This window comes from Adhaeribacter terreus (assembly GCF_042657365.1).
GTDB classification, from domain to species: Bacteria; Bacteroidota; Bacteroidia; order Cytophagales; family Hymenobacteraceae; genus Adhaeribacter_A; species Adhaeribacter_A terreus.
This window is the reverse complement of record NZ_JBHSKT010000001.1, coordinates 133906-151009: the sequence shown is the minus strand read 5'-3', so window position 1 is coordinate 151009 and position 17104 is coordinate 133906. Positions and strand designations below refer to the sequence as shown.

Below are 17104 nucleotides of genomic sequence, written 5' to 3'. Positions count from 1 at the left end.
ATAATAGTATAAATAAGGGTTCTCCGGTTTCTGCACGATCATACCTGCCCATAGGCGGCTAAAGGCAGAATTCCATTGGGCATTACCTGGTGGTTGCGGTTATAAAATTTTAAGCCATCCGCATAAAACAGCAAATTCCCGTTCGCATCACTTATTGTTGCGCAACCAGTTGAGCTAGCTCCTTGTCCGGCAAAATCCGGGATGGGCGGGGTGGTATGAAATTAACCCCTGCGTTTTTAATCGCAGGGAATGAGCCCATGAGGCCGCCAAAATACCACCAGGCTCCTTGCTTTTGCTGGGCCGGCAGCCGGCCAGCTAAAACCAGGAATAAAATAAAAAGCGGCCAAAACTTTTTCATAGTCGGTTGTTAAGAATATCAGAAAACATAACTCCCGGGCACCGGTAAATATTGCCATAACTACGGGTTAACCATAAAATTTCGGGAATGCAAACCTCACAGGTTTCAAAAACCTGTGAGGTTTATATCTAAAACAGCAGGATTTTAGTTCGGAAAAGTTAGCTGACAAAACAAACCTTCCAGGTTCGAAAACCTGGGAGGTTCGTTTTTAAACGGTAGGATTTCAACCTCAAAAAGTCGAAACAAAAAAAAAGCGCAGCTGAGAACTGCGCTTTTTAAAATTCAAATAATAGCAATATTAATTCCGTGCTACAGCCAGCGGGCTTTTCAGGCCTTTGTATTTATGCAGGTTGATCTTAACCGAACCTACAAACATTTCGGCCTGAATTAGCACCGGAATCTTATTCTTATCATCGGATAAATAAACCGTGATCGCATCTTCGCCGTCGAACAGTTTGTTTTTCGGCATTTTCGGCACCAGTTTAATAGCTTTAATATCGCCGGCTTTGGTTTCTACCACTTCTTTGCCTTTATACGTTACCGTAAAATCAAATACTTCATCGTCGAAAAAGCCCTGGATCTTGATCGGTTCGTTTATTTTGCGACGGTCGTAATCTAAGGTACGCAGGTAATAAACGCCACTCACAATATCCTGCACGTTGTCGGGCACTTTATAGGTATTGGTTGCTTTTTTATCTTCTACCGTGGCCAGGTTCTTATAATGGTCGAACATGATATTCTCCTTTTTCTTGTATTTGCCTTCCTCGATGTTGCGGTGAAAGCGCTGCGGCACGATAGACGTAGTATCGATGTACGAACGCCAGGTATCGCGCACTTTCAGGAAAAAATCGAAAGAACCGGTGGTTTTACCAAACACGTTCACCTTATAGCACGGCCGGTTATTGATCATCTGAATATCGTTGTCGATATCGATGGTAGCCTGCGCGGCGTTTATTAAACCGTAATGCACAATGTAGTCCAGTTTTTCACCGGAAGTAAAGCTGTCGTTGTCGATGTTGCGCATGGTGTCGCGGCTTTCGAAGCCGGAAAAAATGAACCCGAATGCAACTAACAAAACCAGGAACAGGGGAAAGAAATAACGTTTCATAGTGTGATAAATGCTGATCTTTTGCTTCAGTTTCAAAACCCATACCAAATTGAATACGGGTGAAAACGGAAAAAGTATTGCTTCATTTTGTAAACTATAAATAAACAAAAAAGGTGCGATCTAACACCGCACCTTTTTATTTAGATTGTTGGATTTTTCGATCTTCGACTATTCGATTTCAGCAAAATGAAAGATCATTTTTGTCGAATAATCGAACTTCCAATAATCGAGCAATCGAAATTACTCCACGTCTTCCAGAGCAGCCGCAACCTTCTCAGGCTCGCCTTTAACCATGGCGCGGATCTTGCCTTCAATTTCCTCCATTAAGCCCTCGTTATCTAACAGCAAATTCTTAACCGAATCGCGGCCCTGGCCTAATTTATCGCCGTTGTAAGAGAACCATGAACCAGATTTCTGAATGATGTTCAGTTCCACGCCCAGGTCAAGAATTTCGCCTACTTTGGAAATACCTTCGCCGTACATAATATCGAATTCTACCACTTTGAACGGAGGCGCCACTTTGTTTTTCACTACTTTCACCTTGGTGCGGTTACCGGTAATATTATCGGCGTTCTCTTTGATCTGGCCAATACGACGGATATCCAGACGTACGGAAGCGTAGAATTTCAAAGCGTTACCACCGGTTGTAGTTTCCGGATTACCGAACATTACGCCAATTTTCTCGCGCAGCTGGTTGATGAAAATGCAGCAGCAATTGGTTTTGTTGATGGTACCGGTAAGTTTACGCAACGCCTGAGACATTAAACGCGCCTGTAAACCCATTTTGCTGTCGCCCATATCGCCTTCCAATTCCGCTTTTGGAACGAGGGCAGCAACCGAGTCAATTACAATAATATCGATCGCGCCCGAACGGATCAGGTTATCGGCAATTTCTAAGGCTTGCTCACCATTATCTGGCTGGGCAATTAATAAGTTTTCGGTATCGATGCCCAGTTTGCGGGCATACGTAGCATCGAAAGCGTGCTCAGCATCGATGAAAGCGGCTAAACCACCAGCTTTCTGTGCTTCGGCAATGCAATGCATGGTAAGCGTGGTTTTACCGGAAGATTCCGGACCGTAAATTTCTACCACACGGCCTCTTGGCAAACCACCGATGCCCAGCGCAATATCCAAACCCAGCGAACCGGTGGAAATAGCAGGAACATCCTCTACTTTGGTATCGCTCAGTTTCATTACGGTACCTTTACCGTAAGCTTTGTCGAGCTTGTCGATGGTTAGCTGGAGGGCTTTTAATTTTTCGTTGGCTGCACTCATTTTGTCTTTTTTATTTATCGCTTATTATATGTTTTATATTCCGTAATTTCAGGCCTAAATTACTATTTTTAGCAATGCTTTGCAAGTATTTTTAGTAAAGTCTTTTTTTACTGCCTTATCTGCTTCTGCTTGCCGATTAGTAACAGACCAAGGTACTTTTTAGTGCCAAAACCATAGCGTTTTTTATGCCTTTTTTCAGACTTTTTTTCGGCGTTTTACTAATATTTTTAGCACAGGTTTCGTTTGCGCAATTACCAAACCAGGCGTTCTATACGAAGGACGATAAAGTTGAAGTTTCAGTAGGCCCTACACAAATTCCTGGCATGATTGTTTGCGGCGACTTTTATAGCATATATGCTTACCCTAAAGGGTACTTAGAACTTAATATTAAGACGCTTGGCTTTTTTAAAGATAATGAATATTTCAACAAAATTGCCGACGGCTACACGCTTTTTGGTTACCAGTTAAATCCGTCGCTGCAATATTATGCTTCAGAAAAAATACGAATTGAAGCCGGCGCTTTGCTGCTCAAAGATTTTGGCAATAATAAATACAAACTCATTCAGCCAACTTTTACCGCGACTTTTTCAACCGGAAACCATACCGTTTTGTTCGGCACGCTTTACGGAAATCTGAATTTCGGCTACATCGAACCGCTCTGGGATTTTGAACGGCAACTGACCAAGCCTGTTCAGAATGGGATTCAATATATTTATAAAGGTAGAAAACTTGATCTGCAGACCTGGGTTGATTGGCAGGTGATGCAATATGAATTCGATACGAAGCAGGAAGAAATTGCCGGCGGATTTATTAGCAATATTAATTTATTGGAAAAGCAGAACATTTTAACTGATGTAGTTGCCGACGGCGTAATTATCAGCCAAAGAAATCAGATCAAGAAAATAAGTATTCCAATTCAGTTTACTGCAAAGCATAAAGGCGGACAAATTGATATCAACGACCGGCCTTTAACCACTATTTTTAATGGGGCTATTGGAATAGAGGCTTCTAAAAGTCTGTCGGATGAAACTTCTGGGATTTTTTCCGAAAAATATAATCAGAGAAAGCCATTTCTAAAAAGCCTTTACACCAAAAACTACTTCGTAGCCTACAATGACCATTCTTTCACGCACCAATTACCTTTTCAAAGCGGTTCCGGAATTTATCTGAATGCTGGAGCAGATACACGCTGGGCGAATTTTATGCTTAGCTATTGGCACGGCAACGGCTATATTTCGGAGTTTGGCGGCAAGTTGTACCAGTCGGCTTCAACTACGGTACATAACCCAACTTACGTAGAAAAGAAACGCGACTTGTTGATGCTGCGCGTGATGAAAGACTGGAACGCTGGCGATGGACTGACTTTCACCGGCCGGCTCGAACCGTTTTACGATTTTACAACCAACAGCACCGAATTTTCGGCGGGTTTATACCTGAATTTCAATACCGATTTTTACCTGACGAAGCTGAAAAGGAATTCCACCAATTAATTCATTAACAGGCTTTTCACCACCTGAATTATAGCCTTTTACTTCTTTTTAAACATTTGAACAAACCTCATTCTTATAAACCGTCGTATTAATCCTTATTTGTGGCAATAGAATCCAATTCCATGCGCCACAACCTCTGGCTTAATGCGGTAAAGAATGAAATTTTCAGTTTTACTTTCCGGGATAATGCTGTTCTGCTGCTGCGGCTGGCTGTATTTCACCCGCGCGCTGCCTGTTTCTTCCAATGGCTATAAAATCCCGAAAAAAATTGCCGCAAAAAATGCTTTAACGCCGGAACAGGAATTGGGCCGGAAACTATTCTTCGATGCCAACCTCTCTAACCCAACCGGACAGAGTTGCGCGAGCTGCCACGCTCCCACCAAAGGCTTTGCCGACCCGCAGAACCGCGCAGTTTCGGCTGGCGCTGTACCTGAATTATTTGGTAATCGAAATGCTTTAACAGTAGCCTACTCAGCTTTTACGCCTCCACTTTATTTCGATTCTGCCGAAGCACATTACGTAGGTGGATTTTTCTGGGATGGCCGCGCCAATACGTTAGCCGAACAGGCCGCCGGTCCGTTGCTGAACCATGTTGAAATGAATGCAAATGCCGAATTGGTAACCCAACGCATTCAGGAAGCGGATTACCGGTCGCTTTTTGAACAGGTTTATGGCGCACAGACTTTAACTGATCAGGAGAAAACCCTTCATAGCTTAGGCAAAGCCATTGCTGCTTTCGAAACCACTTCAGCATTTCAGCCTTTTACTTCCAAATTCGATTATTTCCGGCAAAACAAAGCCACCTTTACCGAAGAGGAATTACTGGGCATGAAGCTTTTCAACGACCCTAAAAAGGGAAATTGCGCGGCTTGCCATCCTTCGGAACCCGATGCGCGCACCGGAAAAATTTTGTTTACCGATTTTACTTACGACAATATTGGCCTGCCGGCAAATCCGGACATTAAAAGGCATGTGAATGGCCCGCAACAGCCCGATCTTGGATTAGGGGCAATTGTTAAAAACGAAGAAGAAAACGGAAAATTTAAGGTACCAACGTTGCGCAACGTAGCGTTAACGGCGCCTTACTTTCACAACGGCATAATTAAAACCCTGGAAGAAAGCGTGCAATTTTACAACCAACGCAACAGTGGAAAATTCGGCAAACCGGAAATTACGCAGAACGTGAACAACGAAGAATTGGGCGACCTGAAATTAACCGACCAGGAAGTAAAAGCTATTGTAGCTTTCATGCATACCCTAACCGATGGCTACCAGCCTGAATAAGTTTTCGACTTTTTTGGCCTGAAAGCATAGCGTTTATTGAATTTCTTTTCAATAAAAAAACCTCACGGTTTCAGGAACGCGCGAGGTTTAAAATATTCTCCTTCAGTATTAATAGATCACTTCGGGTTACGTACCACGTAGGTTTTGCTCAGGCGGTCGTGCCAGCCAATGCCATTGCCCAGAAAAGAAAGGTATTCGAAAGGAATGTAACGGCACAGTGTGCGGATAAAAATAGCGGTGAAGCCGGGTTTCTCGTTAAATTCGGTGGTTACGTACGTTTTGGTAAGCACTTTAGCCAGGGTTCTGCCGAAGAAAAATTCCGCTCCAAAATAATACACGAACTGCAACGGATACAGCAAACTAATGAACATGCCGGAGGAAACATCTTCGAAACTTTTCGGCATCATTTCGGGCGCAACTGAATTGATGATTATAGAAGCTATTACCGCCAGCAAAATGCAATCGAGCATGTAATTAATAAAACGGATAAAACCGGGCGCCGCCGTTGGCATGGTTTCATCGAAAGGAGTTGGAGCGGTTTCGTTATCGGTGAAATCTGAATTCATGTTGCAAAGATACGCGAAATAAATTCTGGTTCAGAAACGCTATGCTTTTCAGGCTGAAAACGCACTTTTTACCCCTAAAACCATAGCATTTTTAAAACAAAAAAGCTGCCCTCTTCCGAAATGCAGCTTTCCATATTTTCGAAGCGATGAGCAAATTCCGCTAATCACTATTCATTAATCATTATTCATTAACCATTACTTCAAAGGCGGGTGAATCAGCATTTCGCGATGGTGCGGGTGAATGTGCTGGATCGGGCTTTTGAGCGTGGTCTGGTTGTTCATTACCATCATGGAGCGGGCCGTTTCGTTAAAAAATTCGAGGCGGCGGATCAGCATTTCTTTCACCAGAATTTTGCCTTCCGGTGTTTTCATGGCCGCACGCTTATCGTTCAGAATGCGTTCCATGGCTTTCAGCACGGCATTTTCCTGGTGATTGTAGGCTTTATAAAGTTCGTTTACAGCGCTCAAACCTTCCGCTTTTACGTTCAGATCCAGACCAACCTGGTTCAGAATTTCGGTAAATAATTTAACTTCCAGCGGCATGGTAGTGGTATAAGGCGTGGTCCGGATGTCGGTGCCTTTGTCCAGCAGCATGATAATGGTTTCGAGGTTATCTTTAAAACGTTGGTAAAGCGCAGCAGCTTCCATATCTATAAATTCAGTTTCTACAAAAAACGGTAGGGTTTCGGGCACAAAAATACGGAATTGCGCTTTACTTTTTGGTTTGTTGCGCGGTATTTTCCGTTTTTGTTTCCGCATCGGGCAGAAATGTGTGCAAAATGGTCTGAGCGAGGTGCGCCGCCTGCTCACTGATCTCTGGCACGGCCGTAGATTCCCAGAGCGCGCCGCGCATGGTTGGGCCGATGGTAAAAAACTTGCAGGAAGGTTTCCCGTTCGCCTGTATCAAGCGTCCGTCGGGCATTGCTTTCAAACCAAGTTGCAGGTCATCGGCCAGTACCAGGTTTTGCGACAGCAGGTTTTGTATAAGCGGCATGGTAATTCGCGTATAATTCCCCTGCGGGCCGGTACAATTAATAATGCGCTGCACCGGTATGGTTTCAGGTTCTTCTTTGCCTCTTAGTTTAAGAACAGCTTGCAGTTTTCCGTCAGTTTCGATAGCGTTTTTCAGGCGCGCAGCTTTTACTTCCAGCTGGCCACTATCGCGGGCAGCCTGAATGCGATCTGAAACCTGCGGCGAGATCCGGTGACGGAAAATACCCCAAAGCGAACTCAGATGCCGCAGAAATTTCTGTTTATCGTCCTTGCTTAAGCCCAGCCAAATTTCCTGGGTTTGCGGCCTCAACGAATCGATCAGGGCTTCGCAACTGCTGCCTTGCGCCACCGCTTTCCGGATATGTTTTTTAAGCGCCGCATAAACGGTAGTAAGTGAGAATGGCCCTTGCAGCTCTTTCCGAAAATCAGGATACGGAGCGGTGTGGCGGTGCACCATCGGCAGATAACCTTTCGGCGAAATGGCAATGATCTTTCCGGTGAATTTTTGTTCGAGCAAACTCAACACCACATCTATCATGGTCAGGCCGGTGCCAACCAGTAAAATGGGTTCTTCCGAACGAAGGTTTTCCAAGATTTCCGGTTTCCAGGGGTTGCCAAAATAGAAGTTACTGGCTAATATTTCCTTCGGAAGGTTGAGAGATTCAGGTGCAAAATTACCTAAAGCCAGCACAATTTTTTCAGTTCTGAAGCCCTTGCCGCTTTGCAGCTCAACCCAATAATACTTATCGGAAAGTTCTGCAATAGAAATGGCTTCGTCTTCGATCAATTCGAGTTTGGAACCGGCCGGCAGATTTTCCAGTGTCCGTTTCAGAATATAGTCTATATATTGCCCATAAACCCTGCGAGGCATAAAAGCTTCGGCAAGCGTTTCGCCGGGCTGGCAAAATTGCTGTACATCGGGCTGAACTTCGAGCCAGTTTACGAAGTGCCGCGGAATGTGCGGAAAAGCACTCATGCGGCCGGAACGCACGTTGAGCAAATGCAGGTTACTTTCGGCGGAATAAGCTACCCCTTTGGAAAGCGGGTAACCGGCGTTTATGAGTTTCACGCAAACCGGGAACGGACTTTGCCGCAGCAATTGCACCGCCGTAAGCGTACCACTGAAACCTCCGCCGATGATGGTGATGCATTTTTCCGAGGCCATTGGTTTACGTTTAGTTTCCGGTCGATTTTTCAGGCTTAATGTACAAAATTTGCGGCGGAAAGTTGCGTTTATTTCGGCAGGTTCTGACTTTTTATTGCCAAAAGTATAGCGTTTTCTGAATTTCCGGGAACAAAAAAGTCTGTTACTTTTTACAGCAACAGACTTTTCAGCGCCAAAAGCATAGCGTTTCAGACTTATAAAAGATCCTGAATAATTTTTTCGGTGGAAATCCCCTCGGCTTCGGCTTTAAAGTTGCGCACAATGCGGTGGCGCAGAATTGGCAAAGCAACCGCCTGCACATCTTCAATATCGGGGCTGTATTTTCCGTTCAGCAAGGCATTGCATTTGGCGCCCACAATTAAGTGCTGCGAAGCTCTTGGGCCGGCGCCCCATTCCAGATACTGGTTAGCAACACTAGCAGCCATATCGGTATTCGGGCGGGTTTTGTGCACCAGTTTTACGGCGTAATCTACCACGTTATCTACCACCGGTACGCGGCGCACCAAAGCCTGAAAAGCCATAATTTCGTCGGAATGCAGCACTTTGTTTACCGTAGCTTTTTGCCCGCCTGTAGTGTTTTTTACGATCTGCTTTTCGGCTTCGAAAGACGGATAACCCAGCGTAATGTTGAACATAAAACGGTCCAGCTGCGCTTCCGGCAACGGATAGGTTCCCTCCTGCTCGATCGGGTTTTGGGTAGCTAAAACGAAGAACGGTTTTGGCAATTCGTATTTATGGCCGGCCACGGTTACCGAATATTCCTGCATACTTTCCAGCAGCGCAGCCTGGGTTTTTGGCGGCGTACGGTTAATTTCATCGGCCAGAATAATGTTGGAGAAAACGGGACCTTTCACAAACTGGAAATTCCGGCTCTGATCCATGGTTTCCGAACCCACAATATCCGAAGGCATGAGATCGGGTGTGAACTGAATGCGGTTGAAACTCAGATCTAACGAAGAGGCAATGGTATGAATAAGCAGCGTTTTGGCCAGGCCGGGCACGCCCACCAGCAAACAATGGCCCTGCGAAAAAATAGCAGTTAAAACCAGGCGTACTACTTCATCCTGACCAACAATTACCTTGGAAATTTCCTGGTTCAGGGTTTTTACAGACTGAAATAAGGCGTCGGCAGCTTCTTTATCCGATGAAAATTGCTTCATAGTTTTGGTTTAATTCGGCATTTGCAACAGGTTGCAGTTCACAAAATCAGGGTTTACTTCCATAAACACCGATCCACGGTTTTTCTCGAACCAGTCATCCAGCGCTTTATTACGTTTTTCAGCCAAAGCAGCCGCCGAAATTTTCTGGTAATCGTCTTTCAGGTTGGCCTGATGCGGCGGGGTTTTCGATTTTAAATAAATAATGCGTTGCGCTTCTTTGCCATCGTCGGTGCGGTATGGCATTGGCTGGCTGATCTGCCCCACGGTCATGGTATCGATAATGAAGAACACGGCCGGGTTAATTTTATCCAGCGGAATGTACGAGCTACCGTCTTTCGGGTTGGCAAATAATCCGCCGTTATTTTTCGTTTCGCGGTCGTCGGAATTATCTTTGGCGGCTTTAGCAAACGAAATACTGTCTTTCACAATACCGGCCCGAAGTTTGGCAAGTTCCCGTGCGGTTTCAGCCAGGTCAATTTCGCTGGCAGCCGGTTTAATTAAAATGTGGCGGGTATTGAATTCTTCGCCGCGGCGCTCAATTAACTGAATCAAGTGAAAACCGAACTGCGATTCTACAATGTGCGAAAGTTTGCCTGGCTCCAGTTTCAAAGCAGCGGCTTCGTATTCCGGCACCAGTTCTTTTTTCTTGAAAAATCCCAGCGTTCCACCTTCTGCCGCCGAACCAGGATCTTCGGAATACTGGCGGGCCAGCGTGGCAAAATCTTCGCCGGCTTCTATACGTTTTTTCAGGGCTTCGAGGCGGGCGCGGGCTTCGTCGCGGTTTTTGCGGCTTGGCTTTCCAATTTTTACAATTTGCCCTACTTCCACTTCCGTAGAAAAATATGGTAAGCTATCTTTTGGAATTTTGCTGTAGTATTTGGCTACTTCATTGGGCGTTACTGAAATGCGACCGGTAATATTATCCTGCATTTTCTGCATTACCAGCTGGTCGCGCACCTGTTTGGCCAGTTCGTCTTTCAGCTGTTTAATGGTTTTGCCGTAATATTCTTCCAGTTTCTGCTCGCTACCGATCTGCGCCACGAAATAAGCCATGCGGCGGTCCAGTTCACCTTTCACTTGTTCATCGGGCACCACCACGGAGTCAGCTTCGGCGCGGGCCAGCATCAGTTTGTTCATTACCAGGCTGCGCAGAATTTCACATTTCAGGTCGGGAATGTTGGTTGCCTGGCCGGAAGCCAGTGTTTGGGCATAATTAATTTCCAGTTCCGACCGCAGAATGATCTGGTTATCGAGCTTTACGATAATGCCATCGAGCACCGTATTTTTTTTCTGCTGGGCAAAAGCCGGCAACATTACCAAGCAGGCGAGCCACAACAGCACAGTTTTTTTATCTGAAAGGATACCGTTTTTAAAAGCGATCATTTATAAAATAGAGTAAAATAAGCGGCTTTAAGCAAAATCCACCTGAAGCCTTAACGCAAAAATAGCGTGTTAATTTGATTTTGTTTCCGGAAATTTTGGAACCGGCTAAAAAAAGAAAAAGCGCTGCCGGGAAAGCAGCGCTTTTTAAAGCATTTCCGATATTATTTTTTAACGAGCTTGTCTACTTCAGGCTGGTTTACTTTTACCGGATATTTCTGGCGCAGCTCCTCGATCCACTGTTTCTCCAGGTAACCCTGGTAATCGGAAGTGGCAATGCCGCGGGCTTCGTTCAGGTTTTTGTAAGCCGGTGGCAGGATCTGCTCAATTTTTATCAGCATAAAACGGCCGTCGCGCTCTACGTTGTAGGTACCTGGTTGCCAGTTCACGCCATCCAGCGCTTTGTTTTCGCCTTTCTGGAATTTTTTCTGAGAGATCTGTACTGCCAGCGGGTTGCCTTCGTTCAGGTTGCTTTCCAATACGGCCGGATCGGTAGAATAAAAAGTAAGACCAACGGTGCGGGTTTTTCCTTTCGGATTAGCTACCGTTTTTACGCGGTTTGCGGCAATGTCTTTGGAAGTTAAGTAAGTAGCAACTTTCTGCGCCCGGGTCTGCGACAGTTTTTTGTTTTTAGCTGCTTCTTTGCTATCGGCGCTGCCGCGTAATTCTACCGTCAACGTTGAGTCAGAGCGCATCTGCAGGATCAGGTCATCTAGTTTGGCCTGAGTTTGTTTGGTAAAGGCATCTTTACCGGCATCGAAGGTAAGTGATTTTGGTTCCTGCTTCTTGTTTTCGAAACGGCCGCCGGCCAGCATTTTATCGGCACGATTCAGCAGGTCTTTGCTGGCTGCCGAAATGATGGTTGCCTGCGCGCGGGTATCCCACTTATATTTTTCCTTGTTTTGCTCAAAATATGCTTTCAGGCCGGTAGTATCTTCAATGGCTTTGCTCCATACTTTTTCGTCCATTAACTGAAACAACAAAATACCATCGCGGTACTCTTTTACCAGCATTTTGTAATCAACGTATTTGTTCTCGAGGTTCGCTTTTTCGTAGTTTACCAGGCTGGCATCCACAAACTGGTTGTAGAGGCTTTCCATGTAATGGCGCGGATTGTGATTTTTGCGGATCTGCTGGTTAGACTGTACATAATCGAAGAAATCTTTGATCGTGTATTTCTTATCCTGAATCAGGAATAAAGGCGTTTCGAGGGTTTTGTCTTTGCTGCCGGCTGGGGTGTATTTAAATGTACCTTTCACTACCGAAGAATCGGCTTTGCTTAACGCAAGTTCTTTGGCGGCTTTAATTTCTGTGAATTTGTTTTCTGTACGAATACGTTTCAGGAAAGCTGCTTTGTTCAGTTCTGAACGGGAATCTTTGGCAACTTTTGCACGCAGACTGGCTTCCGTTTCTTCGTAAGTTGGCAATCCGCGTTTTTCCAACAGCTTAATAATGTGCCAGCCGTACGGCGTTAATACCGGCTGCGAAATATCACCCACGTTTTTCAGATTGAACGCAGCCTCTTCAAAAGAAGGGATCATGCGGCCGGTACCAAACCAAGGCAATTCACCACCGTTGTTGGCCGAACCGGCATCTTCAGAAAATTGCGACGTAAGTTTATCCCAGTTCTCGTTTTTCTTTACGCGGTTATAAATTTCGTCTACTTTGCGTTTTGCTTCGGCGCTGTCGGCTTTGGGCATGCCCGGCGTAGCGCGCACCATAATGTGAGCCACTTTAATTTCGCCTTGTGCCTGACGTACGTCGTTCACTTTAATAATATGGTAACCAAAACGCGTGCGCACCGGCTGCGAAACCTGGCCTACCGGGGTTTTATAAGCGGCATCTTCAAACGGATAAACCATTTGCAGCGCTGTAAAATAGCCTAATTTACCACCGTTCTCACGGGCCGAAGGATCCTGGGAAACTTCTCTGGCTACGGTTTCGAAATTCTGTCCGCCCACAATCTGCTTCCGGATCTCGGAAATGCGGTTGTAAGCAGCTAAAGTGTCTTTCGGATCGGCATCGGCCGCTACGTTAATAAGAATGTGTGAAGCATTCACTTCTTTCTGCATCCGATCGTAAGCTTCGCGCACCAGTTTATCGGTTACGCTTTTCTCCGTTAAATACGGCTGGGCCAGTTGTTGTTTATAGCCATCCAGTTCCCGACGGAAAGAATCGGTAGTGTCGAGGCCGCGGGCTTCGGCTTCCATCACTTTCAGCTTGAAATTGGTGTAGAGGTTCAGATACTCTTCAATGCTGCCTTTCGAATAAGCATTCTCGGCATTTGCATTGTTTTTATTGTAAACATACTGAAACTCAGAAGTATAAACCGGTTTAGAACCAATGGTTTCCAGAACAGGCTCCTGCTTGGCAACTTCCTTCGAAGATTTACAGCTTGTCAAGATGAGGGCGGTTGCCCCAACAGCTAATAGATAATTACGCATACGCTATTTTAAACTACAGGCAATAGATTTACGAATATAGAAGGTATTCCTTTGAGAGTCGCAATTTTAACGATTTTTTTTGAGAGAACTTGTATGCCCGTTGCGCACTTCTGCTACAAGGTCGTTTTTTGGATCAGGATTTTCAGGATTAAAGGATTTTCAGAATTGAGGAAACGGATTTAAAATGTAGGGGCACCCTTGCGGGTGCCCTTTCACGTTATCTGATTTTCCGTTATTTGTCTTTGAACACAATTTTCAGGATTTTAAAGATGGGCAGGATTATTTGTCTGAATTGGGATTTGTCAGATTAAGGGATTAAAGGATTTTCAGCTGTAGCAAATAGCAGACTAACTTGAAACACTTCAGCCCGAAGATCAACCACCCAACCCCTCCTGTCTAGGCGGGGAGCTGTTTAAGTGCTTTATTTTAATGGCAGTAGTTAATTGTAAGCTAGAAAACGCTATCCTTTTAAGCATAAAAAGTCAAACTAGGCAGAAAGTAAAAGCTCCCTTCCTTATTTTTAAGGAGGGGGTTGGGGGTGGTTATTGTTCGCCTATCGCCAGCGCAGCGTAGCGCGTAAACCAAGGTCTGAAGGAAGCTAAACTAAAAAGAAAGCTCACGACGGAGGCAACTGATCCCAGTTTCTGCGTGCGCGGCCTCCGCACTTTCCGGTTTCGTCAGAAAAGCCGCCTGCGGCTAGGAAAGGGTGAGACGCGAACGCAGAAACGAAGCCACCCGGCTTGAGGGAGAAAATAAACTATGAAAGCAAACTGCTATTCATTAAAAGCATAAAAGTAGACTATGATAAACCCTATGCTTTCAAGCACAAAAAGTAAAAAGCAAACTTCACTACCAACCTGAAGTGCTCTCTCCTATCGTTGAGATGATGGAAAAGTAGAAAAGAAAAAACGCTATGCTTTTAAAGCAAAAAACCCACCGAAGGGCGGGTTTTTAGAAAACAGTTTTATAAAGCCGGCAAATATTCCTGCCGTTTAGGGTCGTGAATTCCACTTTGTCCATAATCCGATTTACAATCGCAATACCGACGCCGCCTTTCTTCCCGATCCGGATATACTCCTCAATATCGGGCTCTTTGTAATTCGAACGCTGAAAAGAAACTCCGTTATCCGAAATTTCGAACAGCAGTTGTCCGTTTTTCCGCTCAATTGCCAGTTCCATGAACTTATCGGCATTCTCCTGGTTGGCGTGAATGATCAGGTTTGCACTTATTTCATCCACGGCCAGCACGATCTGGTTCAGAACAATTTCCGACAGGTCGTACTGGCTCAGATACTGCGTTACGAAATCTCTGATGGTTTTTAGATTTTTCTTACTGCAGCTAACCTGAATGCTGTTATTCATTAGCAACAGACATGGCTTCTTCCTGCGTAGACACGATCGTCATGAGCAGATCGAGCCCCAGGATCTCAAACACGTTCTTCACTTTTTCCTGCATGTTGTAGAAAATAAGCTTGATCTGCGAATCTTCGAAACGCTGCAGATGGGAAATGAAAACTCCCAGACCGGCCGATGAAATATAATTCAGTTTGGCGCAGTCTACTAAAATTTTGTTGTACTTCATGATCGAAGGGTTCGATAACTCTTCATCCAGCAACACCGATGAGCTGGCATCCAATTCGCCATCCAGGCTAATTGTGATCGTATTGTCGTTGATTTCGTGTGTAATTTTCATTTGCAGTTCCTTTACGTCACATCTGAATTTTAGGTTGAACATTTCTGAATTTAACCACCATTAACGTTTGATCGTCGTGCAGGTGGGCATCTCCAATAAAAGTTTTTAGATCGTTCACGATCGCATATTTTATATCCTCCGCTTCCAGGTGGTAGGTTTGCATCAGCATCTCTTTTAAACGGTCTTCACCGTACTCTTCCTGCGCCGGGCTTCGCGCTTCCGTTACGCCGTCGGTATAGATCACCATTACGTCGCCGGGGTTATAATCGTAATACAGTTTATGTATCCGTTTGGCATACGAAGCATCGCGAATAATACCCAGCCCCAGGCCCTCCGTTACAAAATAGAACGTTTCTTCCGTCATGGAGTTGTAATAGAGCGTATGGCAATGGCCGGCGCGCGCAAACATTAACCCCTGCATTTTGTAATCTATTATATACAACGAAGAGGTAATGAATGAGGTTCTTTCCAGGCAGCGGCTTAAGGCCGAATTAGCTTTCAGCATAAACACCACCGGGTCCAGGTCGTCCTGCATCAGGGCATGAAAAATACCTTTCATCTGGGCCATGTGGAAAGCTGCCGAAACCCCTTTTCCGGATACGTCGCCGATAATAATAGCAATGCGGCTTTCGCTTAACTGCAGGAAATCGTAAAAATCACCACCTACTTCCTTGGCCGGCTGCGCATACGTGCTTACCTCGAACCAGCTATCGCTCGGAAACGATTTCGGGATCAGGCTATCCTGCACGGCACTCGCAATTTTCAGCTCTTCTTTATAACGTTCGTTCTGCAAAGAATCTTCTATCAAACGCAGATTTTCGATCGTCAGAATGGTCTGGTTGGTATACGTACGAACGGTATTGATGCTTTCGCGGTCGAACCCGTGATCAATATCTTTGAGCAGGTAAAGTACCCCGAAACTGCGTTTATTCGATTTCAGGGCTACGACCAGCAAAGATTTATATGGTAAACCCAGTTCCCGGAAATAATTATTCAGCTCCAGGTTGTTGTTTATGTAATCTACATGGTCCAGATTCAGGTTTTTCAGGATCTGCCGGATGCGCGAGATCTTGGCCAGATCCAGGTTCAGCATGTGCGATACATCTTCCTCGTTCTCAGAAATTTCGAGCCAGGCGGCATCGGCCCCGGTAGCTTTGGTGGTGCTATCGAAAAGCATATCGAAAACCTGGCTTTCGTCCTGCCCTTGCTGAATAGACTGGCTCAGTTTCTGAATATTCATCAGATCGTCGCGCTTCTGCTCAAACACCGAAGAAGTTGGCAGACTGAAAACCGCTACCAGCAACGAAATGAAAGCATAGATAAAGACAAAGAACAACATAAGCAACACAAACGGATGCTCAAAATGATCTGCTATCAGGTTTGGGTTACCGGCAAGCACCTGGAAATAACGGCCAAAAATAACCACACTGACCAGCAATACGATCAGGAGTAAAATAGACCGCCATTTTTTAGTAAGCGTGAGGTAAGCCACCCAGCGCAGGTTTATACTTACGAAGAAAATATACAGCACCAGCAAGCAAAGCAGCGGCACAAAAATATACGTTATATAACTGATATTGAACAGCGTAAGAAGCAAACTGCCATACATCAGCCATTCAAACCAGCGCCACTCCACATGCAGCGATTTCGATTTCTGAAACAGGATCAGCTTTTTCCAGGTGTAAAAAGCACGGCCCAGAAAATAGATAAACAAGGCGAAGTTTATGCTGTAGATCACGTTGAGCAGGTATTTGCTATCCGGGAACCAATGTTTGGCTGCCACCAGATACCCCACGTGCACGATCACACAAACGTAAGCCATTAAGCCTGCCTGCACAAAAAGCTTCCAGAGGTAGCCCATAAAATCAGTACCTTTAATATGGTCCGATTCATTTTGCTGCGACAGGAAAGTCGTAAACATAAAAACAACCGTGAGCAGGTTATTTACGTGGCTGTAAACCGAATTGGTGTTCAGGCTTACGTTTATATTGATGCACAAGAGAATATTGCCCACCAACATTAACCAACTGGCAAAAGCCACGGCTGCATAAGTTCGTTTTAACCGAGAAGTATAGGGCATTCGTGCAATAAAACTGCGTCTGTTTTTAACTGAATATTAAACCTGAATACTGATATATAGCAAAAAGGTTAGAAAATATCTAACCTCCGAAAACAAATAAAGTGCTAA

At 45.1% G+C, this 17104-nt stretch carries 14 protein-coding genes; 2 read left to right on the top strand and 12 right to left on the bottom strand.

Going from position 1 to position 17104, the window contains the following annotated elements:
* Positions 1–151: 151 nt before the first annotated feature.
* From ACFPIB_RS00740 to recA, 3 genes are all read right to left on the bottom strand, one after another.
* Positions 152–358, bottom strand: a complete 207-nt coding sequence (locus tag ACFPIB_RS00740) for a hypothetical protein (protein WP_378015497.1) — start codon at positions 356–358, stop codon at positions 152–154.
* Positions 359–656: 298 nt separating this feature from the next.
* The gene (locus tag ACFPIB_RS00735; RefSeq protein WP_378015496.1) at positions 657–1466 is read right to left on the bottom strand and encodes a DUF3108 domain-containing protein; all 810 of its coding nucleotides are present in this window, start codon (positions 1464–1466) and stop codon (positions 657–659) included.
* A 240-nt stretch (positions 1467–1706) separates the two neighbouring features.
* Complete coding sequence (gene recA / locus ACFPIB_RS00730; protein ID WP_378015495.1) at positions 1707–2741, bottom strand: recombinase RecA; 1035 nt, start codon at positions 2739–2741, stop codon at positions 1707–1709.
* A 185-nt stretch (positions 2742–2926) separates the two neighbouring features.
* On the opposite strand from recA, the gene ACFPIB_RS00725 reads away from it, so the two are divergent.
* Positions 2927–4231, top strand: coding sequence for a hypothetical protein (locus ACFPIB_RS00725; RefSeq protein ID WP_378015494.1), 1305 nt, complete (start codon positions 2927–2929; stop codon positions 4229–4231).
* A 156-nt stretch (positions 4232–4387) separates the two neighbouring features.
* Entirely contained in the window at positions 4388–5515 is a 1128-nt protein-coding gene (locus tag ACFPIB_RS00720; protein ID WP_378015493.1) for a cytochrome-c peroxidase, read from the top strand.
* Positions 5516–5631: 116 nt separating this feature from the next.
* Here ACFPIB_RS00720 and ACFPIB_RS00715 read toward each other — a convergent pair whose 3' ends face one another.
* The 9 genes from ACFPIB_RS00715 to ACFPIB_RS00675 form a co-directional block, all read right to left on the bottom strand.
* Positions 5632–6081, bottom strand: coding sequence for an RDD family protein (locus ACFPIB_RS00715; RefSeq protein WP_378015492.1), 450 nt, complete (start codon positions 6079–6081; stop codon positions 5632–5634).
* 195 nt (positions 6082–6276) lie between these two features.
* Positions 6277–6840: a hypothetical protein gene (locus tag ACFPIB_RS00710; RefSeq protein WP_378015491.1), complete on the bottom strand. Its 564-nt coding sequence runs from the start codon at positions 6838–6840 to the stop codon at positions 6277–6279.
* Entirely contained in the window at positions 6794–8239 is a 1446-nt protein-coding gene (locus tag ACFPIB_RS00705; RefSeq protein ID WP_378015490.1) for an FAD/NAD(P)-binding protein, read from the bottom strand. Before ACFPIB_RS00705 ends, ACFPIB_RS00710 begins: the two co-directional genes overlap by 47 nt.
* A gap of 194 nt (positions 8240–8433) precedes the next feature.
* Positions 8434–9399 carry an AAA family ATPase gene (locus tag ACFPIB_RS00700; RefSeq protein WP_378015489.1) on the bottom strand — a complete coding sequence of 322 codons (966 nt, stop codon included), beginning with the start codon at positions 9397–9399 and terminating at the stop codon, positions 8434–8436.
* 9 nt (positions 9400–9408) lie between these two features.
* On the bottom strand, positions 9409–10782 hold the full coding sequence (locus ACFPIB_RS00695; RefSeq protein WP_378015488.1) for a peptidylprolyl isomerase: 1374 nt from the start codon (positions 10780–10782) through the stop codon (positions 9409–9411).
* Between the two features lie 161 nt (positions 10783–10943).
* Positions 10944–13223 carry a peptidylprolyl isomerase gene (locus tag ACFPIB_RS00690; protein WP_378015487.1) on the bottom strand — a complete coding sequence of 760 codons (2280 nt, stop codon included), beginning with the start codon at positions 13221–13223 and terminating at the stop codon, positions 10944–10946.
* Between the two features lie 951 nt (positions 13224–14174).
* Positions 14175–14585, bottom strand: a complete 411-nt coding sequence (locus ACFPIB_RS00685) for an ATP-binding protein (RefSeq protein WP_378015486.1) — start codon at positions 14583–14585, stop codon at positions 14175–14177.
* The gene (locus tag ACFPIB_RS00680; protein ID WP_200504111.1) at positions 14578–14916 is read right to left on the bottom strand and encodes an STAS domain-containing protein; all 339 of its coding nucleotides are present in this window, start codon (positions 14914–14916) and stop codon (positions 14578–14580) included. The genes ACFPIB_RS00685 and ACFPIB_RS00680 overlap by 8 nt, the downstream gene beginning before the upstream one ends.
* Before the next feature lie 16 nt (positions 14917–14932).
* Positions 14933–16996, bottom strand: coding sequence for a PP2C family protein-serine/threonine phosphatase (locus ACFPIB_RS00675; protein ID WP_378015485.1), 2064 nt, complete (start codon positions 16994–16996; stop codon positions 14933–14935).
* Between the last annotated feature and the right edge of the window lie 108 nt (positions 16997–17104).

What these genes read in the sequence shown, in the direction of transcription:
- ACFPIB_RS00740 (WP_378015497.1), bottom strand. Translation starts at nt 358, where the DNA reads ATGAAAAAGTTTTGGCCGCTTTTTATTTTATTCCTGGTTTTAGCTGGC.
- ACFPIB_RS00725 (WP_378015494.1), top strand. Translation starts at nt 2,927, where the DNA reads ATGCCTTTTTTCAGACTTTTTTTCGGCGTTTTACTAATATTTTTAGCA.
- ACFPIB_RS00700 (WP_378015489.1), bottom strand. Translation starts at nt 9,399, where the DNA reads ATGAAGCAATTTTCATCGGATAAAGAAGCTGCCGACGCCTTATTTCAG.
- ACFPIB_RS00705 (WP_378015490.1), bottom strand. Translation starts at nt 8,239, where the DNA reads ATGGCCTCGGAAAAATGCATCACCATCATCGGCGGAGGTTTCAGTGGT.
- ACFPIB_RS00680 (WP_200504111.1), bottom strand. Translation starts at nt 14,916, where the DNA reads ATGAAAATTACACACGAAATCAACGACAATACGATCACAATTAGCCTG.
- ACFPIB_RS00690 (WP_378015487.1), bottom strand. Translation starts at nt 13,223, where the DNA reads ATGCGTAATTATCTATTAGCTGTTGGGGCAACCGCCCTCATCTTGACA.
- ACFPIB_RS00735 (WP_378015496.1), bottom strand. Translation starts at nt 1,466, where the DNA reads ATGAAACGTTATTTCTTTCCCCTGTTCCTGGTTTTGTTAGTTGCATTC.
- ACFPIB_RS00715 (WP_378015492.1), bottom strand. Translation starts at nt 6,081, where the DNA reads ATGAATTCAGATTTCACCGATAACGAAACCGCTCCAACTCCTTTCGAT.
- recA (WP_378015495.1), bottom strand. Translation starts at nt 2,741, where the DNA reads ATGAGTGCAGCCAACGAAAAATTAAAAGCCCTCCAGCTAACCATCGAC.
- ACFPIB_RS00720 (WP_378015493.1), top strand. Translation starts at nt 4,388, where the DNA reads ATGAAATTTTCAGTTTTACTTTCCGGGATAATGCTGTTCTGCTGCTGC.
- ACFPIB_RS00710 (WP_378015491.1), bottom strand. Translation starts at nt 6,840, where the DNA reads ATGCGGAAACAAAAACGGAAAATACCGCGCAACAAACCAAAAAGTAAA.
- ACFPIB_RS00675 (WP_378015485.1), bottom strand. Translation starts at nt 16,996, where the DNA reads ATGCCCTATACTTCTCGGTTAAAACGAACTTATGCAGCCGTGGCTTTT.
- ACFPIB_RS00685 (WP_378015486.1), bottom strand. Translation starts at nt 14,585, where the DNA reads ATGAATAACAGCATTCAGGTTAGCTGCAGTAAGAAAAATCTAAAAACC.
- ACFPIB_RS00695 (WP_378015488.1), bottom strand. Translation starts at nt 10,782, where the DNA reads ATGATCGCTTTTAAAAACGGTATCCTTTCAGATAAAAAAACTGTGCTG.